Genomic DNA, 16,170 nt, shown 5'->3' with positions numbered 1-16,170 from the left:
AGATGAATACGCAGGAAAAATTACTGCAGGTCCGCGATCTTGGCGTGCAGTTTAAAACCAATGACGGTTTGGTTTATGCCGTGAATGGCTTGAATTTTGAGTTGGGTAGAGGCGAGACGCTAGGGATTGTCGGTGAGTCTGGCTCAGGCAAATCGCAAACCGTATTAGCCATGCTGGGGCTACTGGCCAAAAATGGCCAAGCCACTGGTGAGGTCCTCTACAAAAGTCAGAATCTACTTAACTTACCACTTAATCAATTAAATCAAATTCGTGGTAATCGGGTCTCGATGATTTTCCAAGATCCGATGACATCGCTGAACCCGTATCTAACGGTTGAGCGGCAAATGACCGAAGTACTGGAACTTCATAAGGGTCTGACACGTAAAGCCGCCAAAACGCGTGCGATAGAACTCCTAGAGGCCGTCAAAATCCCCGAAGCAGCTCGCCGAATCAATATGTATCCGCATGAGTTTTCTGGCGGTATGCGTCAGCGGGTGATGATTGCAATGGCTTTGCTTTGCGAGCCGGAAGTGTTAGTTGCAGACGAACCCACTACTGCATTAGATGTGACCGTTCAGGCGCAGATCCTTGCGCTGTTACGTGATCTACAGCGTGATTTTGGCACGGCTATTATCATGATTACCCATGATCTTGGCGTGGTTGCGGGGATTTGTGATCGGGTGATGGTGATGTACGGTGGTCGCGTGATGGAATATTCTGCATCAGAGCAACTCTTTTATCAGCCAACACACCCTTATACGATTGGCTTATTGGGGGCATTGCCGCGCTTAGATCTGGAGACTGATGCCTTAGTCAGCATCCCGGGAAATCCTCCCAATATGAATCACATGCCGGCGGGGTGTCCATTTTCACCTCGGTGTGAACATGCGGGCGCGAATTGCCATGATACCTTGCCACCGCTTATCGCATTGCCAGAAGATGCGACCCGTTGGCGTGCTTGCCACCATCCTGTGGCAGAAGTTCGCCGTGTTGTAGAAGGAGTGGCGCATGTCTAATGCTGAAATCATCCTGTCAGTCACCGATCTAAAAGTGCATTTTCATATCAAAGATCGTCAAGCTTGGCCGTGGACGCCTGCTCGTACCTTAAAGGCGGTCGATGGTGTATCGCTAACCCTTCGCGCCGGGGAAACGCTCGGCGTTGTTGGCGAGTCTGGGTGCGGAAAATCGACGTTAGCCAGGGGTATCCTCAATCTGATTCCGCGAACGGCTGGCGAAGTGGTATGGATGGGTAAAACGATGAACCCATCTGACCAAGCCGCATGGCAAGCGGCGAGGAAAGACATGCAAATGATCTTTCAAGATCCATTGGCCTCGCTTGATCCTCGGATGACCATTGGTCAGATTATTGCCGAGCCATTGCGTATTCATCATCCTTCCTTATCAAAAGAAGAGGTGATGGCTAAAGTGCGGCAAGTGATGAAGGAAGTGGGGCTCACAGAGCAGCAAATCAACCGCTATCCGCATGAGTTTTCTGGTGGGCAGTGCCAGCGTATTGGTATCGCAAGAGCGTTAATTTTAGAACCTAAGTTAATTATCTGTGATGAGCCCGTCTCTGCGCTAGACGTGTCCATTCAGGCACAAATCGTCAATTTGCTAAAAGACCTGCAACGTCGAAAAGGATTGGCACTGATCTTTATTGCGCATGATTTGGCGGTAGTAAAGCACATTAGTGATCGTATTTTGGTGATGTACCTTGGCCGTGCGATGGAGTTAGCAGAGAAAGCAGATTTGTATGCTTCACCTCAACACCCGTATACCAAGGCGCTGTTGTCCGCCATCCCGATTCCAGAACCAAAACTGGAGCGTGAAAAAGTGATTCAGTTGCTGCAAGGCGATCTACCCTCGCCAATGAACCCGCCTTCTGGCTGCGTATTTCGAACACGTTGCCCGATTGCAGAAAGCAAATGTGCTACGACTACGCCGCAGTTACATCAGCCGCAATCGAATCAACAGACAGAAGCTGCTTGTCTATTGGTCTAGTCAATCAAATCCCCCCACTATGGTAGCTCGATAGTGGGGTTTCCTTTTACTCCTTTAATTCAACCATTTATCGCATTGTCATTTCATTTGTCAGAGATGTTCTATACTGATAGCTAGGAAAAATGATGCGGACTAGGTAGCCCACTAAATTGCTTTACTTGTTCTAGTGCAATGCTAGACCGGACGCTTCTGACACAGTCCATCGCTAATAATTTGTGCATCACAAATCGTGAGAGTGAAGTTAGGTCTGCGGCAACCACGCGCAAAGCGTAGTCAGCATCACCAGTAATTGCATGTGCTTCTAGAATTTCAGGAATGGCTTCAATACCGATCAGAAAATCGCGAATGGCTTTTTCCCCATGTCGTTCTAGACACACATCGATAAACGCAAGCACGCCAAGCCCCATTGATTCGGGACGGAGTTCGGCACGATAGGCATGAATCACGCCAATTTCTTCTAGTTGCTGAATACGGCGGCCGATTTGTGATGAAGATAAGGGTATCGTTTGTGCCAATTTTTGATGCGTCACTCGCGCATCTTTTTGTAAGGCTTGAAGAATCAAATGGTCAAAGCGATCTAATAGCATTTAGCATCATCCAAAAGGTGTATGCATTAATATCGCACATTTATAACAATTGACGCATTTATTATGTAACAAATTTCATGTATGCCGCAATTTTGCGGCAAATAAGCAGGGGCGTTTTCGTAGACTGTAGTGGTTACCGGCACACAAAAAAATGAATGGCCGGGAGCTTAAACAGGAGACACGACCATGAATGATGTTGCTGAATTTAAAGTGCCGGATATCACCGCGCGAAAGAATTTTGGGCTGGTGCTGGCTGAAGATTACACCTTAGCCCAGCCACTTGATCGCTACACAGAAATAGACCATCAGGTATGGTCTACTTTGTATCATCGGCAAATGGAAATATTAAAAGACCGTGCCTGCGATGAATTTTTTGATGGCTTACAGCGTTTGCCAATAGAGCCAAATCGCGTGCCTGTTTTTGATGAGTTAAATCAGGTCTTGCAAGCGGCAACTGGCTGGAAAATTGTGGCGGTGCATGGGCTGATTCCTGATGAAGTGTTCTTTCATCATTTAGCCAATAGACGGTTTCCGGTGACTTGGTGGCTAAGAGAAGCGAATCAGATCGATTACCTGCAAGAACCCGATGTGTTTCATGACTTATTTGGCCATGTACCGCTACTTGCTAATCCTGTATTTGCAGATTACCTCGCTGCGTATGGTCAAGCTGGGCTTGCCGCCCAGTCTGAAAATGCACTTCATATGCTGGCACGTTTGTATTGGTACACCGTTGAGTTTGGCTTGATTCAGACTAGTGCCGGTTTACGCATTTATGGGGCCGGTATCGTCTCTAGCCGGACCGAATCGATTTATTCGCTAGAAAGCAACGCACCCAATCGCGTAGGGTTTGATATGCAACGTATCTTACAAACGCGTTATCGCATTGATACGTTCCAAAAAACCTACTTTGTGATTGATAGTTTTGAGCGCTTATTTACCGCGACGAGCGATTTTCAGTTGCTCAGCCAGTACTACGCGGCGATTCGACATTTACCTGCGATTGGTGCAGGCGAGATCACGCCGACAGATGTCATTATGCAAGTGGGTAGCCGTGAAGGCTGGTCAGAATCAGAAGATCTATAAGGAAATAACACATGTCTCGGCAACTATTAGATGCAGTCATGTTGCAAGAAGCAATGGTCGCACTGTCTTCCAACGGATGGAAACTCGTTCAAGAGGATAAAGCTATCTATAAAGCCTTTGTGTTTAAGGACTTTAGTGAGGCATTTGGTTTTATGTCTCGTGCTGCGCTCGATGCTCATCAATTGGACCATCACCCAGAATGGTTCAATGTATATAACAAGGTGAATGTAACGCTCAACACGCATGATGCTGGCGGTATTACGGCATTAGATATCGAATTAGCCAACCGAATGGATGCTATCCAACAGAAAGGATAAACGTATGCATACTACTAAATCGGTACTTTTACTAACCGGCGGATTTGGTGCATTAGGACAAATTGTGTTGGCGGTTGCGCTTGAGAAGGGTTATCGAGTCGCCATTATGGGGCAAGGCGAGTTAACAGATCGTCTGGCGGGCAATCCAGATTGTTTGCAGTTACAAGCCGACCTTTCTAATGAGCAACAAGTCACAGATGGAATTGCTGCGATTTTTGCTCACTGGCACCGAATAGATGCCTTAGTGAATGTGGCGGGCAGCTTTGCTTTCAGTGCGTTTGAAGAAAGTAAATTATCACTCTGGGAGAAAATGTTCCAAAGCAATGTGCTTTCTGCGGTGGTCACCGCGAGAGCTGTACTGCCTTATTTTCAAAAAGAAGGTAAAGGTTGTATCGTCTTTATTGGTGCGATGGCAGCCAAAAAAGGGATGGCTGGGATGAGCGCCTATACGGCGACAAAGTCTGCATTAGCTCGCTTGTCTGAAGCATTGGCCGAAGAGGTGAAATCAGCCAATATTCTGGTTCATACCGTGTTACCGACGGTAATTGATACCCCAGCAAATCGCGCTGCGATGCCAGATGCGGATACGCATACTTGGCAGTCGCCGGTAGATATTGCGGATGCAATTTTGGTCTTGTTAGAGCGCCATAATATGGAAAATACGGGTGCCTTATTGCCAATTGCAGGGCTAATTGCTTAATCGCTGGTTGACTGCTTAGTGTCAGGCTTGAGCGATGCTAGGCAGTTATTCTTCTTTGGCTCTTGGATGCGTGGCATCGTATACCGATGCCAAATGCTGGAAGTCTAAGTGCGTATAGACTTGCGTTGACACAATGCTGGCATGGCCTAGCATTTCTTGAACACCGCGCAAGTCTTGAGACGATTGTAGTAAGTGGCTTGCGCAGGCATGCCTTAGCAGGTGAGGGTACAGGTTTTGTGGGATGCCTGCTTTGAGTCCGTGATGCTTAATGCGTAATTGAACAGATCTGGTTGTGAGCTTATCGCCATGCTGGTTGGTGAAAATGGCAGTTCCACTATTCACTGGGCGAATTGGCAACCAAGCTTGAATGGCTGCTTTCGCCGATTCTCCAAATGGCACCAATCTCGACTTCTTCCCTTTACCCATCCGTACATGTAAGAGTTTCGTCTGTAAATCAATATCCGGTGTTTCTAAACCCACTAGTTCACTCACACGTAGGCCGCAAGAATAGAGTAGCTCAAACATCGCTCTATCCCGAATATCGATGGGTTCATCGCCCGTAATGCTATCGAGAAAGTAGTTTGCTAAATCGGGCGTAACGACTTCTGGTAGTTTCTTTTCCATGCGTGGCGCACGAATGCCTTCGCATGGGTTGGACGCCCATCCGTGAAACTGCATCATGTACGCATAGCACCGACGCCAAGCAGATAAGGTGCGCGCGATGCTGCGTGCAGATAAGCCAGATTCTGCTAACTCAGCAATTCGATTTCGAATATCTTTGGCGGTCAGTTCTGCAAAGGCAACGTCGGTTTTTTCTAATTGGGCGAGATCTAATTGATACGCAGACAGCGTATGTGGGCTAGCTTGGCGTTGCAATTTTAGCCAGTCTAGAAATTGACGGATAACTAGCCCATTTTCCACCGAGTCTTACTCTACCGATTCACTGGTGTGTTGCTGCGCTACTGAAATCGCTGCATCCCGTTGTAAAGCAGAAGTTAGCAATTCGCCAAGACGGTCTAGGTACAATGTCCCCATTTCTGGGAAGAAACGATGTGGGTCTTCACTGCCCATTGCCAAAATACCAATCGTTTCACCATGGCGTAGCGGAACCAGCGCATAAGACTTTAGCTCTTCTACACTGTCGCCAAACCAAGTTTTAATCTCAGGGTGAATTTCCGGGCCGCAGTAAGGGTGCTGCATGTCTAGTGCCAGCGCTTTTACGCTGTCATCGACGGCTTCCGCTGCCGGTAAGCCTTCTAGGCCTTTCACGCCTTGCCACACACGTAAGCTAGCCTGCGGCACGTTAAAGTTTTCGGTTAGGTGAAACAAGAAGGTGTTGACCACTGCTTCTGTTGAAGGAGTGCGTAACAATGAGACAACAATTCGATGTACTTTGTCGCTAATTGCGTCATTTTCTTCGCCAAATTGCAGAAGTTCACCTAGTTTGCTTTCTAGCAAACGGGTGCGCTCACGCAGCGTTAGCATATGTTTTTCAGCAAGTGAAATCGCGTGTCCACCATGAGGGTGTGGAACAAAAATATCCGCGAGGAAATCTGCATAATCCTCAAAAAAGGCAGGATTATCTTTTAGATATTGTGCAACGTCTGCTGCTTGCATCCGTGTTTCTCCAAGCAATGTTCAATTTTAATTGGGATTAACAATATTGGTCTATTTACTTGCTGCTGGTAGCATGCCTTCAAAAACCGTCACCGCAGGCCCTGTCATCATGACTGGCTGGTTGTCCCCGTTCCAAGCAATAGAAAGTTGTCCGCCACGCGCATTCACTAATACCGGGCTAGCTAATAATCCTTGACGAATACCGGCCACAACGGCGGCACAAGCACCTGTGCCACACGCGAGTGTTTCGCCCGCGCCACGTTCAAAAACACGTAAATTAATTTCTTGGCGGCTTACTACCTGCATAAAACCCGCGTTTACTTTTTCTGGAAAACGCTCGTGCTTTTCAATAAGCGGACCAAAGGATTCAACTGGTGCGGTTTCTACATCTGTTACGACAGTGACCGCATGTGGATTTCCCATCGATACGGTGCTAATGGTGACATTTTCACCTGTCGACAGCGCTAATTCATATAGCACTTCATTTGTGCTGGCAATAAAGGGGATTTCCTCAGGAAGAAAGCGTGGCGCGCCCATATTGACGGTTACCAGCCCATCGGCTCCTAGTTCTGGTTCAATTACCCCTTTGGCGGTTTCTACCAATAAACGAGATTTATTGGTTAAGCCTTTATCCACCACAAAACGGGCAAAACAGCGGGCGCCATTGCCACATTGCTCTACTTCGCTGCCATCACAGTTAAAAATGCGGTACTTGAAATCATGTTCTGGATGATCTGGTTTTTCGACTAGTAATAACTGGTCAAACCCCACCCCGAATCTACGGTCACCAATTTGGCGTAACCATTCAGGCGTAATTGTGATCTGTTGGTTAATGCCGTCTAGCACAACAAAATCGTTGCCTAAGCCCTGCATTTTGGTAAAGGATAAGGTGTTTGTTGCCATTTATCTTGCCAGTCTAAAATTAAAGAGGGATACCTAGCCAATAGATATCCCTTTAGATCGATTTCAAATCGAGTGTATACCCTTCATGTTGCTGGATAAAGACCTTGCAATGCGAAATAAAGGGTATTAATTGCTTCGCGGTGTATTAACGGCAAAGTCTTAAATAATCTTTATAAATACAGCGATCCATGATCACCCAAATACCAGCGGCTTTGGCTTTATTCGCCGCTTCTTCGTTAATAATGCCTTCTTGAATCCAAATGGCCGGCACTCGTCTTTCTATGCAGGCATCAATGATCGGCATTAACTCATTGGCATTGCGAAAAACATTCACTAAATCAATTTCGCCAGGCACCGATTGGATATCTGGATAGGCTTTTTCTCCCATGACATCAGTGACGGCGGGGCGAACGGGCACAATTTGGTAACCAAAAGTACGCATAATTTTAGATACACCAAAACTAGGCCTTGCCGGGTTTGGCGATAAGCCTACCACAGCAATTCGCCTGCTTTTCTTTAGTATTGCTTGTGTACTTTCATCACTTGGGTTTTCAAACATCGTGTTCTCCTCGTCTATGGCTATGTGTGCCATATTTATTTTTTGTAGGGATTCTTTTCCCCGTCTGGTCGCGTTTTATAACGCTTATGTAACCAGAAGTATTGTGCTGGATACTCGCGAATCACGGCTTCCAACCACTGATTCATTTTAAGTGTATCTGCTTCTAAATTGCCAGTTGGATAATTTTCCCATGCGGGCATGAATCGCACGGTATAACCATCTTTTTCCATGGTGGTAATCACAGGAACCACGACGGTTTTTGTTACTTGGGCAATACGTGGTAAGGCGGTGACCGTTGCGGCTGATTTTCCAAAAAAAGGCACAAATACAGCATCTCTACTGCCAAAGTCTTGATCTGGCGAATAATGGAGTTGGTAACCTTCTTTGAAGGCTTTAAGTAGTGCGCGAGCACCATCTTGTCTAGAGACTGGCTTGGCCGGCATAAAGCGTTCACGGCTCTTTTTTAGCATGTCGTCAAACGCCGGGTTCTTTTGTTTAACGTACATGGCGACCATCTTGTTTTCAACAACCAGCCGCATGCCACCCGCGTCTAAGCCTAAAAAGTGTGGCGCAAACCAAAGCGTTGGTTGGTCTTTGGGAAGGTTCTCTAAACCCGTCACCTTAACCAGATTTTTTAGTTGCTCGGCTGAGCCAAACCAGATGTAGGTATGGTCGAATAACGCTAGCACAAACAATCGAAAGTGTTGGCGAACTAGGTGATAGCGCTCGACTTTACTTTTCTCTGGAAAAGCTGTGTCGATATTGTATTGCGTAGCCCGTCTGCGATCGCCAGATAAAAAGAAGAGAAGATCCCCGAGTAAATAAGCGGGGATTTTTAATATAGGACGAGGAATAAAACGCATCCACGAAAGTAATACTAAAAAAAATCGCATGTAGTCATTAGCCTTTTGGCGGTATGTAGTGTTTGTCTTTTAGTTGTTTGTATAAGTTTTGTGTGCCTGGCTGCCGGCTACCAAATCGGCGGTGAACCCAATAATACTGGTCTGGCATTTCTTTGATGCGTTCTTCAATAAACTGGTTCATTCGGATGGCATCTGCGACTTCATCTCCACTCGGGAAATGCTCCCAAGCTTCAAAAAAACGCACCTCGTAGCCTTTATTCCATTCCCGTTGGCGTATCACCATGGGGATGACCGCGGCACCACTTGCCTTTGCTAGTCTAGAGGTAGCGGTAATGGTGGCCGCGGGGATACCAAAAAAAGGGACAAAGACAGAGTCTTTTGCGCCAAAGTCTAAATCGGGTAAATACACTAGGGGTTTGCACGTTTTTAATGCGCGTAAAATCGTCCGAATACCTTGTTGTTTACTGATTAAGTCTGGGTTTCCAAAACGCGAACGCGCTTTTCGCAGCACTTCATCAAGAACGGCGTCTTTATTGGCGCTGTACATGGCGAGTACATCGACTTTTTCTCCTACCGCCGCGCCACCATAATTCATGCCGATAAAATGAGGCGTTAGCAAAATAACGGGCTTGCCTTCGAATTTGCTTAAGTGATGAAAGTCGATGATTTCGACACTATCCGTAATGCGCGACTTCTTTTGCCAGCACAGTACACCTAATTCGACAAAGCTCCTTGCTAAGCGCTGGAAGTGACTTTTTGCTACTGACTTTCTTTGTTTTGCTGTCCAATCAGGAAAGCAAAGTAATAGATTACGATCGACGACTTTGCCCCGGCCTAGTGCATATAGTAGCCAGCCGAACCCGTAACCAATTAAGCTAACAATTGGTAAAGGAAGGAAGCTAATCAGCCACAACCCACAAACGACTAATTTGCTGGCAAATTGTCTTTGGTAGCGGGGGTGCTGCTGCTCTTCGGGGTTTTGAATCGGTTGTAGCTCCACAGGTATTGTTCCGGTTGTTGCCTAATTAGTTTTTCTACAATTTGGTTGAGTAAAGCCGCATCAATCGTTTTATCCCCCGTAAAGCCATTTTCAGGGGGGAGAAAGTGTACGTGATAGCCCCTGCCAAATGAAAGCCTTTCTGCAAAAAAAGGAATCACGACGGCGCCAGTGCTGACCGCCAATCTCGCGGCTAATGTCATTGTGTAGGCCGGCCTGCCAAAAAATGGCGCCCATTCGCCATCTCCATTGCCGGGGACTTGGTCGGGCAAGATCATTGTTGAACTACCCGATTTTAATGCCTTTAACAGTTTTCTGACACCGGAGCCGTCTGCGCTAACCGCATTGCTATCGTCACGGTCTCTTCCTTCTTGCATTAAGGGGGCTAGCCATTTGAGTTTCGGCGGACGAAACATGGCGAGTAAGGGGAGTTTCGATGCCAAAAAGTGACCACCTACTTCGTATGCGCCTAAGTGTGGCGTAATAAATAGAATGCTCTTCCCTTGTTCCCTGGCTGCTTCTACATGCGACCAACCTGTGGTTTTTTTGCATAGATAGGCGACTTCTGTTGGGGTTCGACTCCATGCACATAGTAATTCGAGTAGTGCCTTGCCAGATTCACCCACATTTTTAAATAAGATACGGCTATAATGTGAAGTTGACGATGTGAGATTGGCTGTTTTTAGGTTTTGCTTAATACGTTGCCGATATTTGCTGTCAATTAGGTAAACAAACCAGCCTAACAACCATCCCACCGCATGCACAATTGGCATGGGCAATCGACCTACTGTTTTTAATAGGCGAAGAGGGAGAGATAGCTTGTTAATAGATGGTTGTGTTTGCATTACCAAGATTTATTTTACTAGCAGAAATTTTGCTGGTAGTTATTTTACACGCGCCCAACCAATGCGCCTAACCTTCTCATGAAAATACTCATGAAGAGTTGATAGAAGGCAAGTTTGTATCGGTTGCGATGGTTTTGGCGCTTTATTTAGAGGAAAGATAATGAGTGAATATCTATTTACCTCGGAATCCGTTTCAGAAGGTCACCCAGATAAAGTGGCCGACCAGATTTCTGATGCGATTCTGGATGCGATTTTAACCGAAGATAAATATGCGCGTGTCGCCGCTGAAACGTTAGTGAACACTGGCCTGTGCGTGTTAGCGGGCGAAATTACCACGACTGCGAATGTGGATTACATTCAAATTGCACGTGATACGATTCGTAAAATTGGTTATGACAACTCTGAACTAGGCTTTGATGCAAAAGGTTGTGCGGTATTAGTTGCTTACGATAAGCAAAGCCCAGATATCGCCCAAGGCGTGAACGAAGGTCAAGGCGTAGACTTAGACCAAGGTGCGGGCGACCAAGGTTTAATGTTTGGTTATGCGTGTGATGAAACACCTAGCCTGATGCCATTCCCAATTTATTATTCCCACCGCTTGGTTCAACGCCAGAGTGAATTACGTAAAGATGGCCGTTTGCCATGGTTGCGTCCTGATGCAAAAAGCCAGGTAACTGTTCGTTATAACGAAGAGACTGGTTTGCCAATTGGTATTGATACCGTGGTGCTATCAACTCAGCATGATCCAGATATCTCTTACGAAACCCTTCGTGAAGCGGTGATTGAAGACATTATTCGTCCTGTTTTACCTGCGGATATGTTAACGCCAGAAACCAAATTCCTTATTAACCCAACCGGTCGTTTTGTGATCGGTGGTCCAATGGGCGATTGTGGGTTAACTGGTCGCAAAATTATTGTAGATACCTACGGTGGCGCAGCACCACACGGTGGCGGTGCTTTCTCTGGTAAAGACCCTTCAAAAGTGGACCGTTCGGCCGCTTATGCTGGGCGCTATGTGGCAAAGAACATTGTTGCTGCGGGCTTGGCGCGTGAGTGTCAAATTCAGGTGAGTTACGCGATTGGCGTGTCTCAACCGACGAGTGTGATGGTATTTACCAATGGAACAGGTAAGTTGCCAGACAGTGAAATTGCTGAGTTAGTGAAGCGCCACTTTGATTTACGTCCAAAAGGCATTGTACAAATGCTTGATTTGCTTCGTCCGATCTATACGAAGACGGCTGCTTATGGTCACTTTGGTCGTGAAGAACCTGAATTTAGCTGGGAAAAAACCGATAAAGCAGAAGCATTGCGTGCTGATGCCGGTTGCTAAGTAGCTTGTAACAATTGAAAGACCGGTTAGTACCGGTCTTTTTTTTGCTAAAAATTTGTGTTGCCGCAAGTGAGAAGAAATATCTGACGATTACACTGCTTGCCGTTACTTCGTAGTGAAGAGAAACATAAGGGAAACAAAATGAAGAGCATCTATAGACTAACCGGGCTGGTGGTCAGTCTGTTAACACTGGGGCATGTGCAGGCAGCAGGGGAGTTGCGTGTCATGATTGGTCATGGAGATGGTGAGCCAATTGTGGAGTATGCGAATCCGAAAACGCCCAATACGTTAACTGGTGGTGTCATTCATGATCTAGCCATGGCGCTCGGCGAGCGTCTTGGCATGCAAGTCAAGTTTGTAGAATTTTCAAGAAAACGAGTGGAGACCTCTTTACGAGATGGTAAGGCGCACTTGGCCTGTAATAGTAATCCAGATTGGTACGAACATAAGGAGTGGTTCGATTGGAGTCGTGCGGTGTTTGATCAGGTCGAAGCGTTTGTATCACTTAAAGATGCGGCTGTTCGCCCAGATAAAGAGTCGGATTTAAAAGGACTTAGACTGGGTACTATCCACGGCTATGGTTACCCGACGCTAGACAAGTATTTTCAAGACGCTACCAAACGCGTTGATGAAACGAATGTATCAGGCAACTTTAAGAAGCTAAAGCTAAAGATGATTGATGCCATGATTTCTTCCCGTGGCGAAATTGGTGCATTTTTGCGTAGCCAGCCAAAAGAAGAACAACAACTCTACTATGTTGGCAAAGACAATGTGACCGAGATGCCAACCTATTGCGCACTTTCAAAAAATGCGCCGGTAAAGCTTAAACAGCTCAACGATGCGCTTGGCGAATTAAAGAAAAGTGGCCAATTGGCGAAAATCGTAAAGCGTTACAATCTACAAGAAAGCAAGTAAGCTTACCATTTTTGAATGGATATAAAGTCCCGATCCGTTCGGGACTTTTTTATTGGGTGAAAGAAACATGTCATTGCAATCAAGAGCTCGCCAAGCATTAGGCTTAATGGATTTGACTTCACTAAATGAAAACGACTCTGATGAGAGTGTGAGTCAGTTGGGTGTGTCTGCCCATACGTCGCAAGGCTCTCCAGCTGCGTTATGCGTCTATCCCCAGTTTATTCAGGCGGCTCGCCAAGGGTTGAAATCTGTCGGGTTGTCACTGCCTATTGCAACGGTCACTAATTTCCCTGATGGTGAAGCACTGCCTGAATTAGCGGCGGCAGAGACGGCTGGTGCGGTGACGTTAGGTGCCGATGAGATCGATGTGGTGTTGCCATATAAAGCCCTGAAAAATGGTGACGAATTTGTGTGCCGACAGTTAGTCACCAAATGTAAGGCAGCTGCCGGTGGCAAATTACTCAAGGTCATCATCGAGTCGGGTGAATTAAAAACACCAGAATTAATTCGTCAGGCAAGTGATATTGCGATTGAGTGCGGTGCTGATTTTATTAAGACCTCTACGGGCAAAGTGTCTGTTAATGCAACCTTAGAAGCTGCTCGCATTATGTTAGAAGCGATCAAGGCGTCTGGAAAGCCGGTTGGCTTTAAAGCGGCGGGCGGTGTGCGGACAGCAGAAGACGCTGCTGCTTATCTAGATTTGGCCGATGAAATCATGGGCGAAGGCTGGGTGTCTGCAAAAACTTTCCGATTTGGTGCTTCTGGATTGCTTGGCGCCTTGTTGCAAACGTTAGGCGAAAATACAGCAAATAACCAAACCGCAGGATATTAAACGGTGACGTGGCAAATTTCTGAAATCCTGCGCGAAAAAAGAGAGGGTAAGACGCTAAGTGCTGATGCGATTGACACATTTGTGAAAGGGGTTGCGTCTAGCTTCGTTAGTGATAGCCAGATCGCCGCTTTTACGATGGCGACGTGTATTCGGGGGATGACTGCTGAAGAGTGTGTGTCACTCACCTTGGCGATGAGAGATTCTGGCGAGGTGCTGGATTGGTCCGGGTTGAATTTGACAGGTCCGGTCATCGATAAGCATTCTACGGGTGGGGTAGGCGATTTAACCTCGTTACTGATTGGGCCGATGGTCGCAGCGTGCGGTGGATTTGTGCCGATGATTTCTGGCCGGGGACTTGGTCATACAGGTGGTACGCTGGATAAATTAGAAGCAATTTCTGGTTATTGTGTGACGCCAGAGCGAGAACAATTTCAGCAAGTGGTGAAATCAGTTGGTGTGGCAATTGTGGGGCAAACCGCCGCATTGGCACCTGCGGATCGGCGTATTTATGCGGTGCGTGATGTGACGGCTACCGTTGAGTCAATTTCCTTGATTACCGCCTCGATCCTCTCTAAAAAATTAGCGGCAGGACTAGATGCCTTAGTGATGGATGTAAAGGTAGGGAATGGTGCCTTTACGCCTAAGTTTGAAGACGCGGTAGATTTAGCGCAGACGATTGTAAATACAGGCAATGGAGCTGGGGTAAAGACATCTGCCTTGATAACGGACATGAGTCAGCCGCTTGCTCCTGCAGCTGGCAACGCGTTGGAAATTGCTATTGCGCTAGATTATCTGACAGGGCGAGCAAGACCAGAACGATTGCACCGAGTGACAATCGCACTAGCTGCGCAATTACTGGTCGCCGGTGGGTTGGCTAGTTCGACGATGGACGCGGAACAACAACTCCTGAACGTGCTAGATAGTGGTGAAGCCTTTGTGCGGTTTGAGAGGATGTGTCATGCATTAGGCGCTACGGTCGAAGATCTTTCTGTAAATGATGTACTGCCAAAGGCGCCAGTGATTAAGCCTGTCTTGGCGACGGAAGCTGGCTGGGTAACACGGACGCAAGCTCGTCAACTCGGCATGGTCGTGGTTGGGTTGGGCGGTGGGCGACGTGTGCCGGCAGATGTGGTTGATCCTCGTGTTGGTTTGAGCCAGATGAAGCAGGTTGGTGAAAAGGTGATGGCTGGTGAGCCTTTAGCTTGGGTGCATGCAGCAAATGAGGTAGATGCACAACAGGCCGTTAACGCAGTTAGCGCTGCCTATACCGTCTCGGCGCAGTCTGATATAGAATATACAGAATTGATTGGCCCCGTCGTGGGGTAATTTTTTGTAGTTAACTGACCAAATGGTTAGTTGTGGATTGGACCGGTATGCGTACATTTATCTTAATCATGGATTCGTTGGGGGTCGGTGCGACGCCAGACGCTTCTCGTTTTGGAGATGAAGGTTCGAATACGCTCGGTCACATTGCAGAGGCGTGTGCTGCAGGCAAGGCAAATGATGGCCGGACAGGAGCATTAGCCATCCCTCATCTAGAGCGCCTTGGCTTAGGCTTGGCTTGCCAATTGGCAAGTGGACAACTTCCTGCGGGGTTTCAGGCCGCGCCAGCATTGATCGGCGCTTATGCAGCAGCGAGAGAAGAGTCTTCAGGCAAAGATACCCCATCCGGTCATTGGGAAATCGCTGGTGTCCCCGTTCGTTTTGATTGGGGTTATTTTCCAGAGAAAACCAATTCTTTTCCGCCCGCTATGTTAGAAAACATCGTCCGCCGCGCTGGGTTGCCGGGGTTTTTAGGTAATTGCCATGCCTCTGGTACAACGATTCTAGATGAATTGGGCGAAACCCATATGCAAACCGGTAAGCCGATTTTCTACACATCGGCAGATTCTGTTTTTCAGATCGCCTGTCACGAAGAAACCTTTGGTTTACAAAAACTGTACGATTTGTGTGAAATCGCGCGTGAAGAAGTGGATGCCTACAATATATGCCGAGTCATTGCCCGTCCATTTGTAGGAACAGGGACTGGCCAATTTACACGAACAGGCAACCGCCACGATCTAGCCGTGCCACCGCCAGCAGATACCTTGCTTAAAAAACTAGCAGACAAGGGTGGCGAAGTGGTGTCCATTGGCAAAATCGCTGACATCTATGCGCACGTTGGAATTACCCAAAAATATAAAGCGAGCGGCTTGCCTGCTTTATGGGATAGAACCCTTGCGATGGTAGCGGAAGCGCCAGACAATAGTATTGTCATGACGAATTTCGTCGATTTTGATGAAAAGTATGGGCACCGTCGTAATGTGGCTGGCTATGCGGCCGCGCTGGAATATTTTGATACGCGTCTACCCGAACTCTTCTCCGCGCTACAACCTGATGATGTGGTGTTGATCTCGGCCGACCATGGTTGCGACCCTACTTGGCCTGGTAGTGACCATACGCGCGAACACGTGCCCGTTTTAGTTTTCGGCCACAAAGTAGCGAAGAAAAACCTAGGGATTCGCCACTCTTTTGCGGACATGGGGCAAACCCTGGCAGAAGGTTTTGGTTTAAGCCCATTCGATGATGGCACGAGCTTCTGGTCGCAATTACACTCTAATTAAATAGATCACGGATTTATC

The 16,170-nt window shown here is 47.2% G+C and carries 18 protein-coding genes; 10 read left to right on the top strand and 8 right to left on the bottom strand.

Annotated features, from left to right (window positions below):
- Positions 1 to 2: 2 nt before the first annotated feature.
- Both LIN78_RS03820 and oppF read left to right on the top strand, forming a co-directional pair.
- The gene (locus LIN78_RS03820) at positions 3 to 1,016 is read left to right on the top strand and encodes an oligopeptide/dipeptide ABC transporter ATP-binding protein (protein WP_227178661.1); all 1,014 of its coding nucleotides are present in this window, start codon (positions 3 to 5) and stop codon (positions 1,014 to 1,016) included.
- Positions 1,009 to 2,001, top strand: coding sequence for a murein tripeptide/oligopeptide ABC transporter ATP binding protein OppF (oppF, locus tag LIN78_RS03815; RefSeq protein WP_227178659.1), 993 nt, complete (start codon positions 1,009 to 1,011; stop codon positions 1,999 to 2,001). Before LIN78_RS03820 ends, oppF begins: the two co-directional genes overlap by 8 nt.
- A gap of 113 nt (positions 2,002 to 2,114) precedes the next feature.
- Here the strand turns inward: oppF and LIN78_RS03810 are convergent, their stop codons facing one another.
- The gene (locus LIN78_RS03810; protein ID WP_227178656.1) at positions 2,115 to 2,588 is read right to left on the bottom strand and encodes an Lrp/AsnC family transcriptional regulator; all 474 of its coding nucleotides are present in this window, start codon (positions 2,586 to 2,588) and stop codon (positions 2,115 to 2,117) included.
- A 186-nt stretch (positions 2,589 to 2,774) separates the two neighbouring features.
- On the opposite strand from LIN78_RS03810, the gene phhA reads away from it, so the two are divergent.
- Genes phhA through LIN78_RS03795 form a run of 3 tightly spaced genes read left to right on the top strand, consistent with a single transcriptional unit; the run spans position 2,775 to position 4,688 of the window.
- Positions 2,775 to 3,671, top strand: coding sequence for a phenylalanine 4-monooxygenase (phhA, locus tag LIN78_RS03805; RefSeq protein WP_227178654.1), 897 nt, complete (start codon positions 2,775 to 2,777; stop codon positions 3,669 to 3,671).
- Between the two features lie 11 nt (positions 3,672 to 3,682).
- Positions 3,683 to 3,988 carry a 4a-hydroxytetrahydrobiopterin dehydratase gene (locus LIN78_RS03800; protein WP_227178652.1) on the top strand — a complete coding sequence of 102 codons (306 nt, stop codon included), beginning with the start codon at positions 3,683 to 3,685 and terminating at the stop codon, positions 3,986 to 3,988.
- A gap of 4 nt (positions 3,989 to 3,992) precedes the next feature.
- Entirely contained in the window at positions 3,993 to 4,688 is a 696-nt protein-coding gene (locus tag LIN78_RS03795; protein WP_227178649.1) for an SDR family NAD(P)-dependent oxidoreductase, read from the top strand.
- A 45-nt stretch (positions 4,689 to 4,733) separates the two neighbouring features.
- Here the strand turns inward: LIN78_RS03795 and LIN78_RS03790 are convergent, their stop codons facing one another.
- The 7 genes from LIN78_RS03790 to LIN78_RS03760 all read right to left on the bottom strand — a co-directional run bounded on the left by LIN78_RS03790 (position 4,734) and on the right by LIN78_RS03760 (position 10,472).
- Positions 4,734 to 5,609: a tyrosine recombinase XerC gene (locus LIN78_RS03790; RefSeq protein WP_227178647.1), complete on the bottom strand. Its 876-nt coding sequence runs from the start codon at positions 5,607 to 5,609 to the stop codon at positions 4,734 to 4,736.
- 6 nt (positions 5,610 to 5,615) lie between these two features.
- Positions 5,616 to 6,305: a DUF484 family protein gene (locus LIN78_RS03785; protein ID WP_227178645.1), complete on the bottom strand. Its 690-nt coding sequence runs from the start codon at positions 6,303 to 6,305 to the stop codon at positions 5,616 to 5,618.
- A 51-nt stretch (positions 6,306 to 6,356) separates the two neighbouring features.
- Positions 6,357 to 7,208 carry a diaminopimelate epimerase gene (dapF, locus tag LIN78_RS03780; RefSeq protein WP_227178643.1) on the bottom strand — a complete coding sequence of 284 codons (852 nt, stop codon included), beginning with the start codon at positions 7,206 to 7,208 and terminating at the stop codon, positions 6,357 to 6,359.
- A gap of 145 nt (positions 7,209 to 7,353) precedes the next feature.
- Positions 7,354 to 7,767 (bottom strand): CoA-binding protein, encoded by a 414-nt coding sequence (locus LIN78_RS03775; protein WP_227178640.1) that lies wholly within the window; start codon positions 7,765 to 7,767, stop codon positions 7,354 to 7,356.
- 35 nt (positions 7,768 to 7,802) lie between these two features.
- The gene (locus tag LIN78_RS03770; RefSeq protein ID WP_227178638.1) at positions 7,803 to 8,660 is read right to left on the bottom strand and encodes a lysophospholipid acyltransferase family protein; all 858 of its coding nucleotides are present in this window, start codon (positions 8,658 to 8,660) and stop codon (positions 7,803 to 7,805) included.
- Positions 8,661 to 8,667: 7 nt separating this feature from the next.
- Entirely contained in the window at positions 8,668 to 9,630 is a 963-nt protein-coding gene (locus LIN78_RS03765) for a lysophospholipid acyltransferase family protein (protein WP_227178636.1), read from the bottom strand.
- Positions 9,555 to 10,472, bottom strand: a complete 918-nt coding sequence (locus tag LIN78_RS03760) for a lysophospholipid acyltransferase family protein (protein ID WP_227178634.1) — start codon at positions 10,470 to 10,472, stop codon at positions 9,555 to 9,557. The genes LIN78_RS03765 and LIN78_RS03760 overlap by 76 nt, the downstream gene beginning before the upstream one ends.
- A gap of 160 nt (positions 10,473 to 10,632) precedes the next feature.
- Between LIN78_RS03760 and metK the strand changes: the two genes are divergently transcribed.
- From metK to LIN78_RS03735, 5 genes are all read left to right on the top strand, one after another.
- A complete protein-coding gene (metK, locus tag LIN78_RS03755) occupies positions 10,633 to 11,802 on the top strand; it encodes a methionine adenosyltransferase (protein WP_227178632.1) in 1,170 nt (389 codons plus the stop codon).
- A 141-nt stretch (positions 11,803 to 11,943) separates the two neighbouring features.
- Positions 11,944 to 12,717 carry a substrate-binding periplasmic protein gene (locus tag LIN78_RS03750; RefSeq protein WP_227178630.1) on the top strand — a complete coding sequence of 258 codons (774 nt, stop codon included), beginning with the start codon at positions 11,944 to 11,946 and terminating at the stop codon, positions 12,715 to 12,717.
- Positions 12,718 to 12,784: 67 nt separating this feature from the next.
- The gene (deoC, locus tag LIN78_RS03745) at positions 12,785 to 13,549 is read left to right on the top strand and encodes a deoxyribose-phosphate aldolase (RefSeq protein ID WP_227178628.1); all 765 of its coding nucleotides are present in this window, start codon (positions 12,785 to 12,787) and stop codon (positions 13,547 to 13,549) included.
- Positions 13,550 to 13,552: 3 nt separating this feature from the next.
- On the top strand, positions 13,553 to 14,875 hold the full coding sequence (deoA, locus tag LIN78_RS03740; RefSeq protein ID WP_227178626.1) for a thymidine phosphorylase: 1,323 nt from the start codon (positions 13,553 to 13,555) through the stop codon (positions 14,873 to 14,875).
- Positions 14,876 to 14,922: 47 nt separating this feature from the next.
- Positions 14,923 to 16,152 carry a phosphopentomutase gene (locus LIN78_RS03735; RefSeq protein WP_227178624.1) on the top strand — a complete coding sequence of 410 codons (1,230 nt, stop codon included), beginning with the start codon at positions 14,923 to 14,925 and terminating at the stop codon, positions 16,150 to 16,152.
- The last annotated feature ends 18 nt before the right edge of the window (positions 16,153 to 16,170 follow it).

The sequence above is a fragment of the Leeia speluncae genome, from assembly GCF_020564625.1.
Taxonomy (GTDB): domain Bacteria; phylum Pseudomonadota; class Gammaproteobacteria; order Burkholderiales; family Leeiaceae; genus Leeia; species Leeia speluncae.
This window is presented reverse-complemented; position numbering and strand designations above follow the sequence as displayed.

What these genes read in the sequence shown, in the direction of transcription:
- LIN78_RS03775 (WP_227178640.1), bottom strand. Translation starts at nt 7,767, where the DNA reads ATGTTTGAAAACCCAAGTGATGAAAGTACACAAGCAATACTAAAGAAA.
- LIN78_RS03785 (WP_227178645.1), bottom strand. Translation starts at nt 6,305, where the DNA reads ATGCAAGCAGCAGACGTTGCACAATATCTAAAAGATAATCCTGCCTTT.
- LIN78_RS03800 (WP_227178652.1), top strand. Translation starts at nt 3,683, where the DNA reads ATGTCTCGGCAACTATTAGATGCAGTCATGTTGCAAGAAGCAATGGTC.
- LIN78_RS03820 (WP_227178661.1), top strand. Translation starts at nt 3, where the DNA reads ATGAATACGCAGGAAAAATTACTGCAGGTCCGCGATCTTGGCGTGCAG.
- LIN78_RS03810 (WP_227178656.1), bottom strand. Translation starts at nt 2,588, where the DNA reads ATGCTATTAGATCGCTTTGACCATTTGATTCTTCAAGCCTTACAAAAA.
- LIN78_RS03770 (WP_227178638.1), bottom strand. Translation starts at nt 8,660, where the DNA reads ATGCGATTTTTTTTAGTATTACTTTCGTGGATGCGTTTTATTCCTCGT.
- deoC (WP_227178628.1), top strand. Translation starts at nt 12,785, where the DNA reads ATGTCATTGCAATCAAGAGCTCGCCAAGCATTAGGCTTAATGGATTTG.
- metK (WP_227178632.1), top strand. Translation starts at nt 10,633, where the DNA reads ATGAGTGAATATCTATTTACCTCGGAATCCGTTTCAGAAGGTCACCCA.
- phhA (WP_227178654.1), top strand. Translation starts at nt 2,775, where the DNA reads ATGAATGATGTTGCTGAATTTAAAGTGCCGGATATCACCGCGCGAAAG.
- dapF (WP_227178643.1), bottom strand. Translation starts at nt 7,208, where the DNA reads ATGGCAACAAACACCTTATCCTTTACCAAAATGCAGGGCTTAGGCAAC.
- LIN78_RS03760 (WP_227178634.1), bottom strand. Translation starts at nt 10,472, where the DNA reads ATGCAAACACAACCATCTATTAACAAGCTATCTCTCCCTCTTCGCCTA.
- LIN78_RS03750 (WP_227178630.1), top strand. Translation starts at nt 11,944, where the DNA reads ATGAAGAGCATCTATAGACTAACCGGGCTGGTGGTCAGTCTGTTAACA.
- oppF (WP_227178659.1), top strand. Translation starts at nt 1,009, where the DNA reads ATGTCTAATGCTGAAATCATCCTGTCAGTCACCGATCTAAAAGTGCAT.
- LIN78_RS03795 (WP_227178649.1), top strand. Translation starts at nt 3,993, where the DNA reads ATGCATACTACTAAATCGGTACTTTTACTAACCGGCGGATTTGGTGCA.
- LIN78_RS03735 (WP_227178624.1), top strand. Translation starts at nt 14,923, where the DNA reads ATGCGTACATTTATCTTAATCATGGATTCGTTGGGGGTCGGTGCGACG.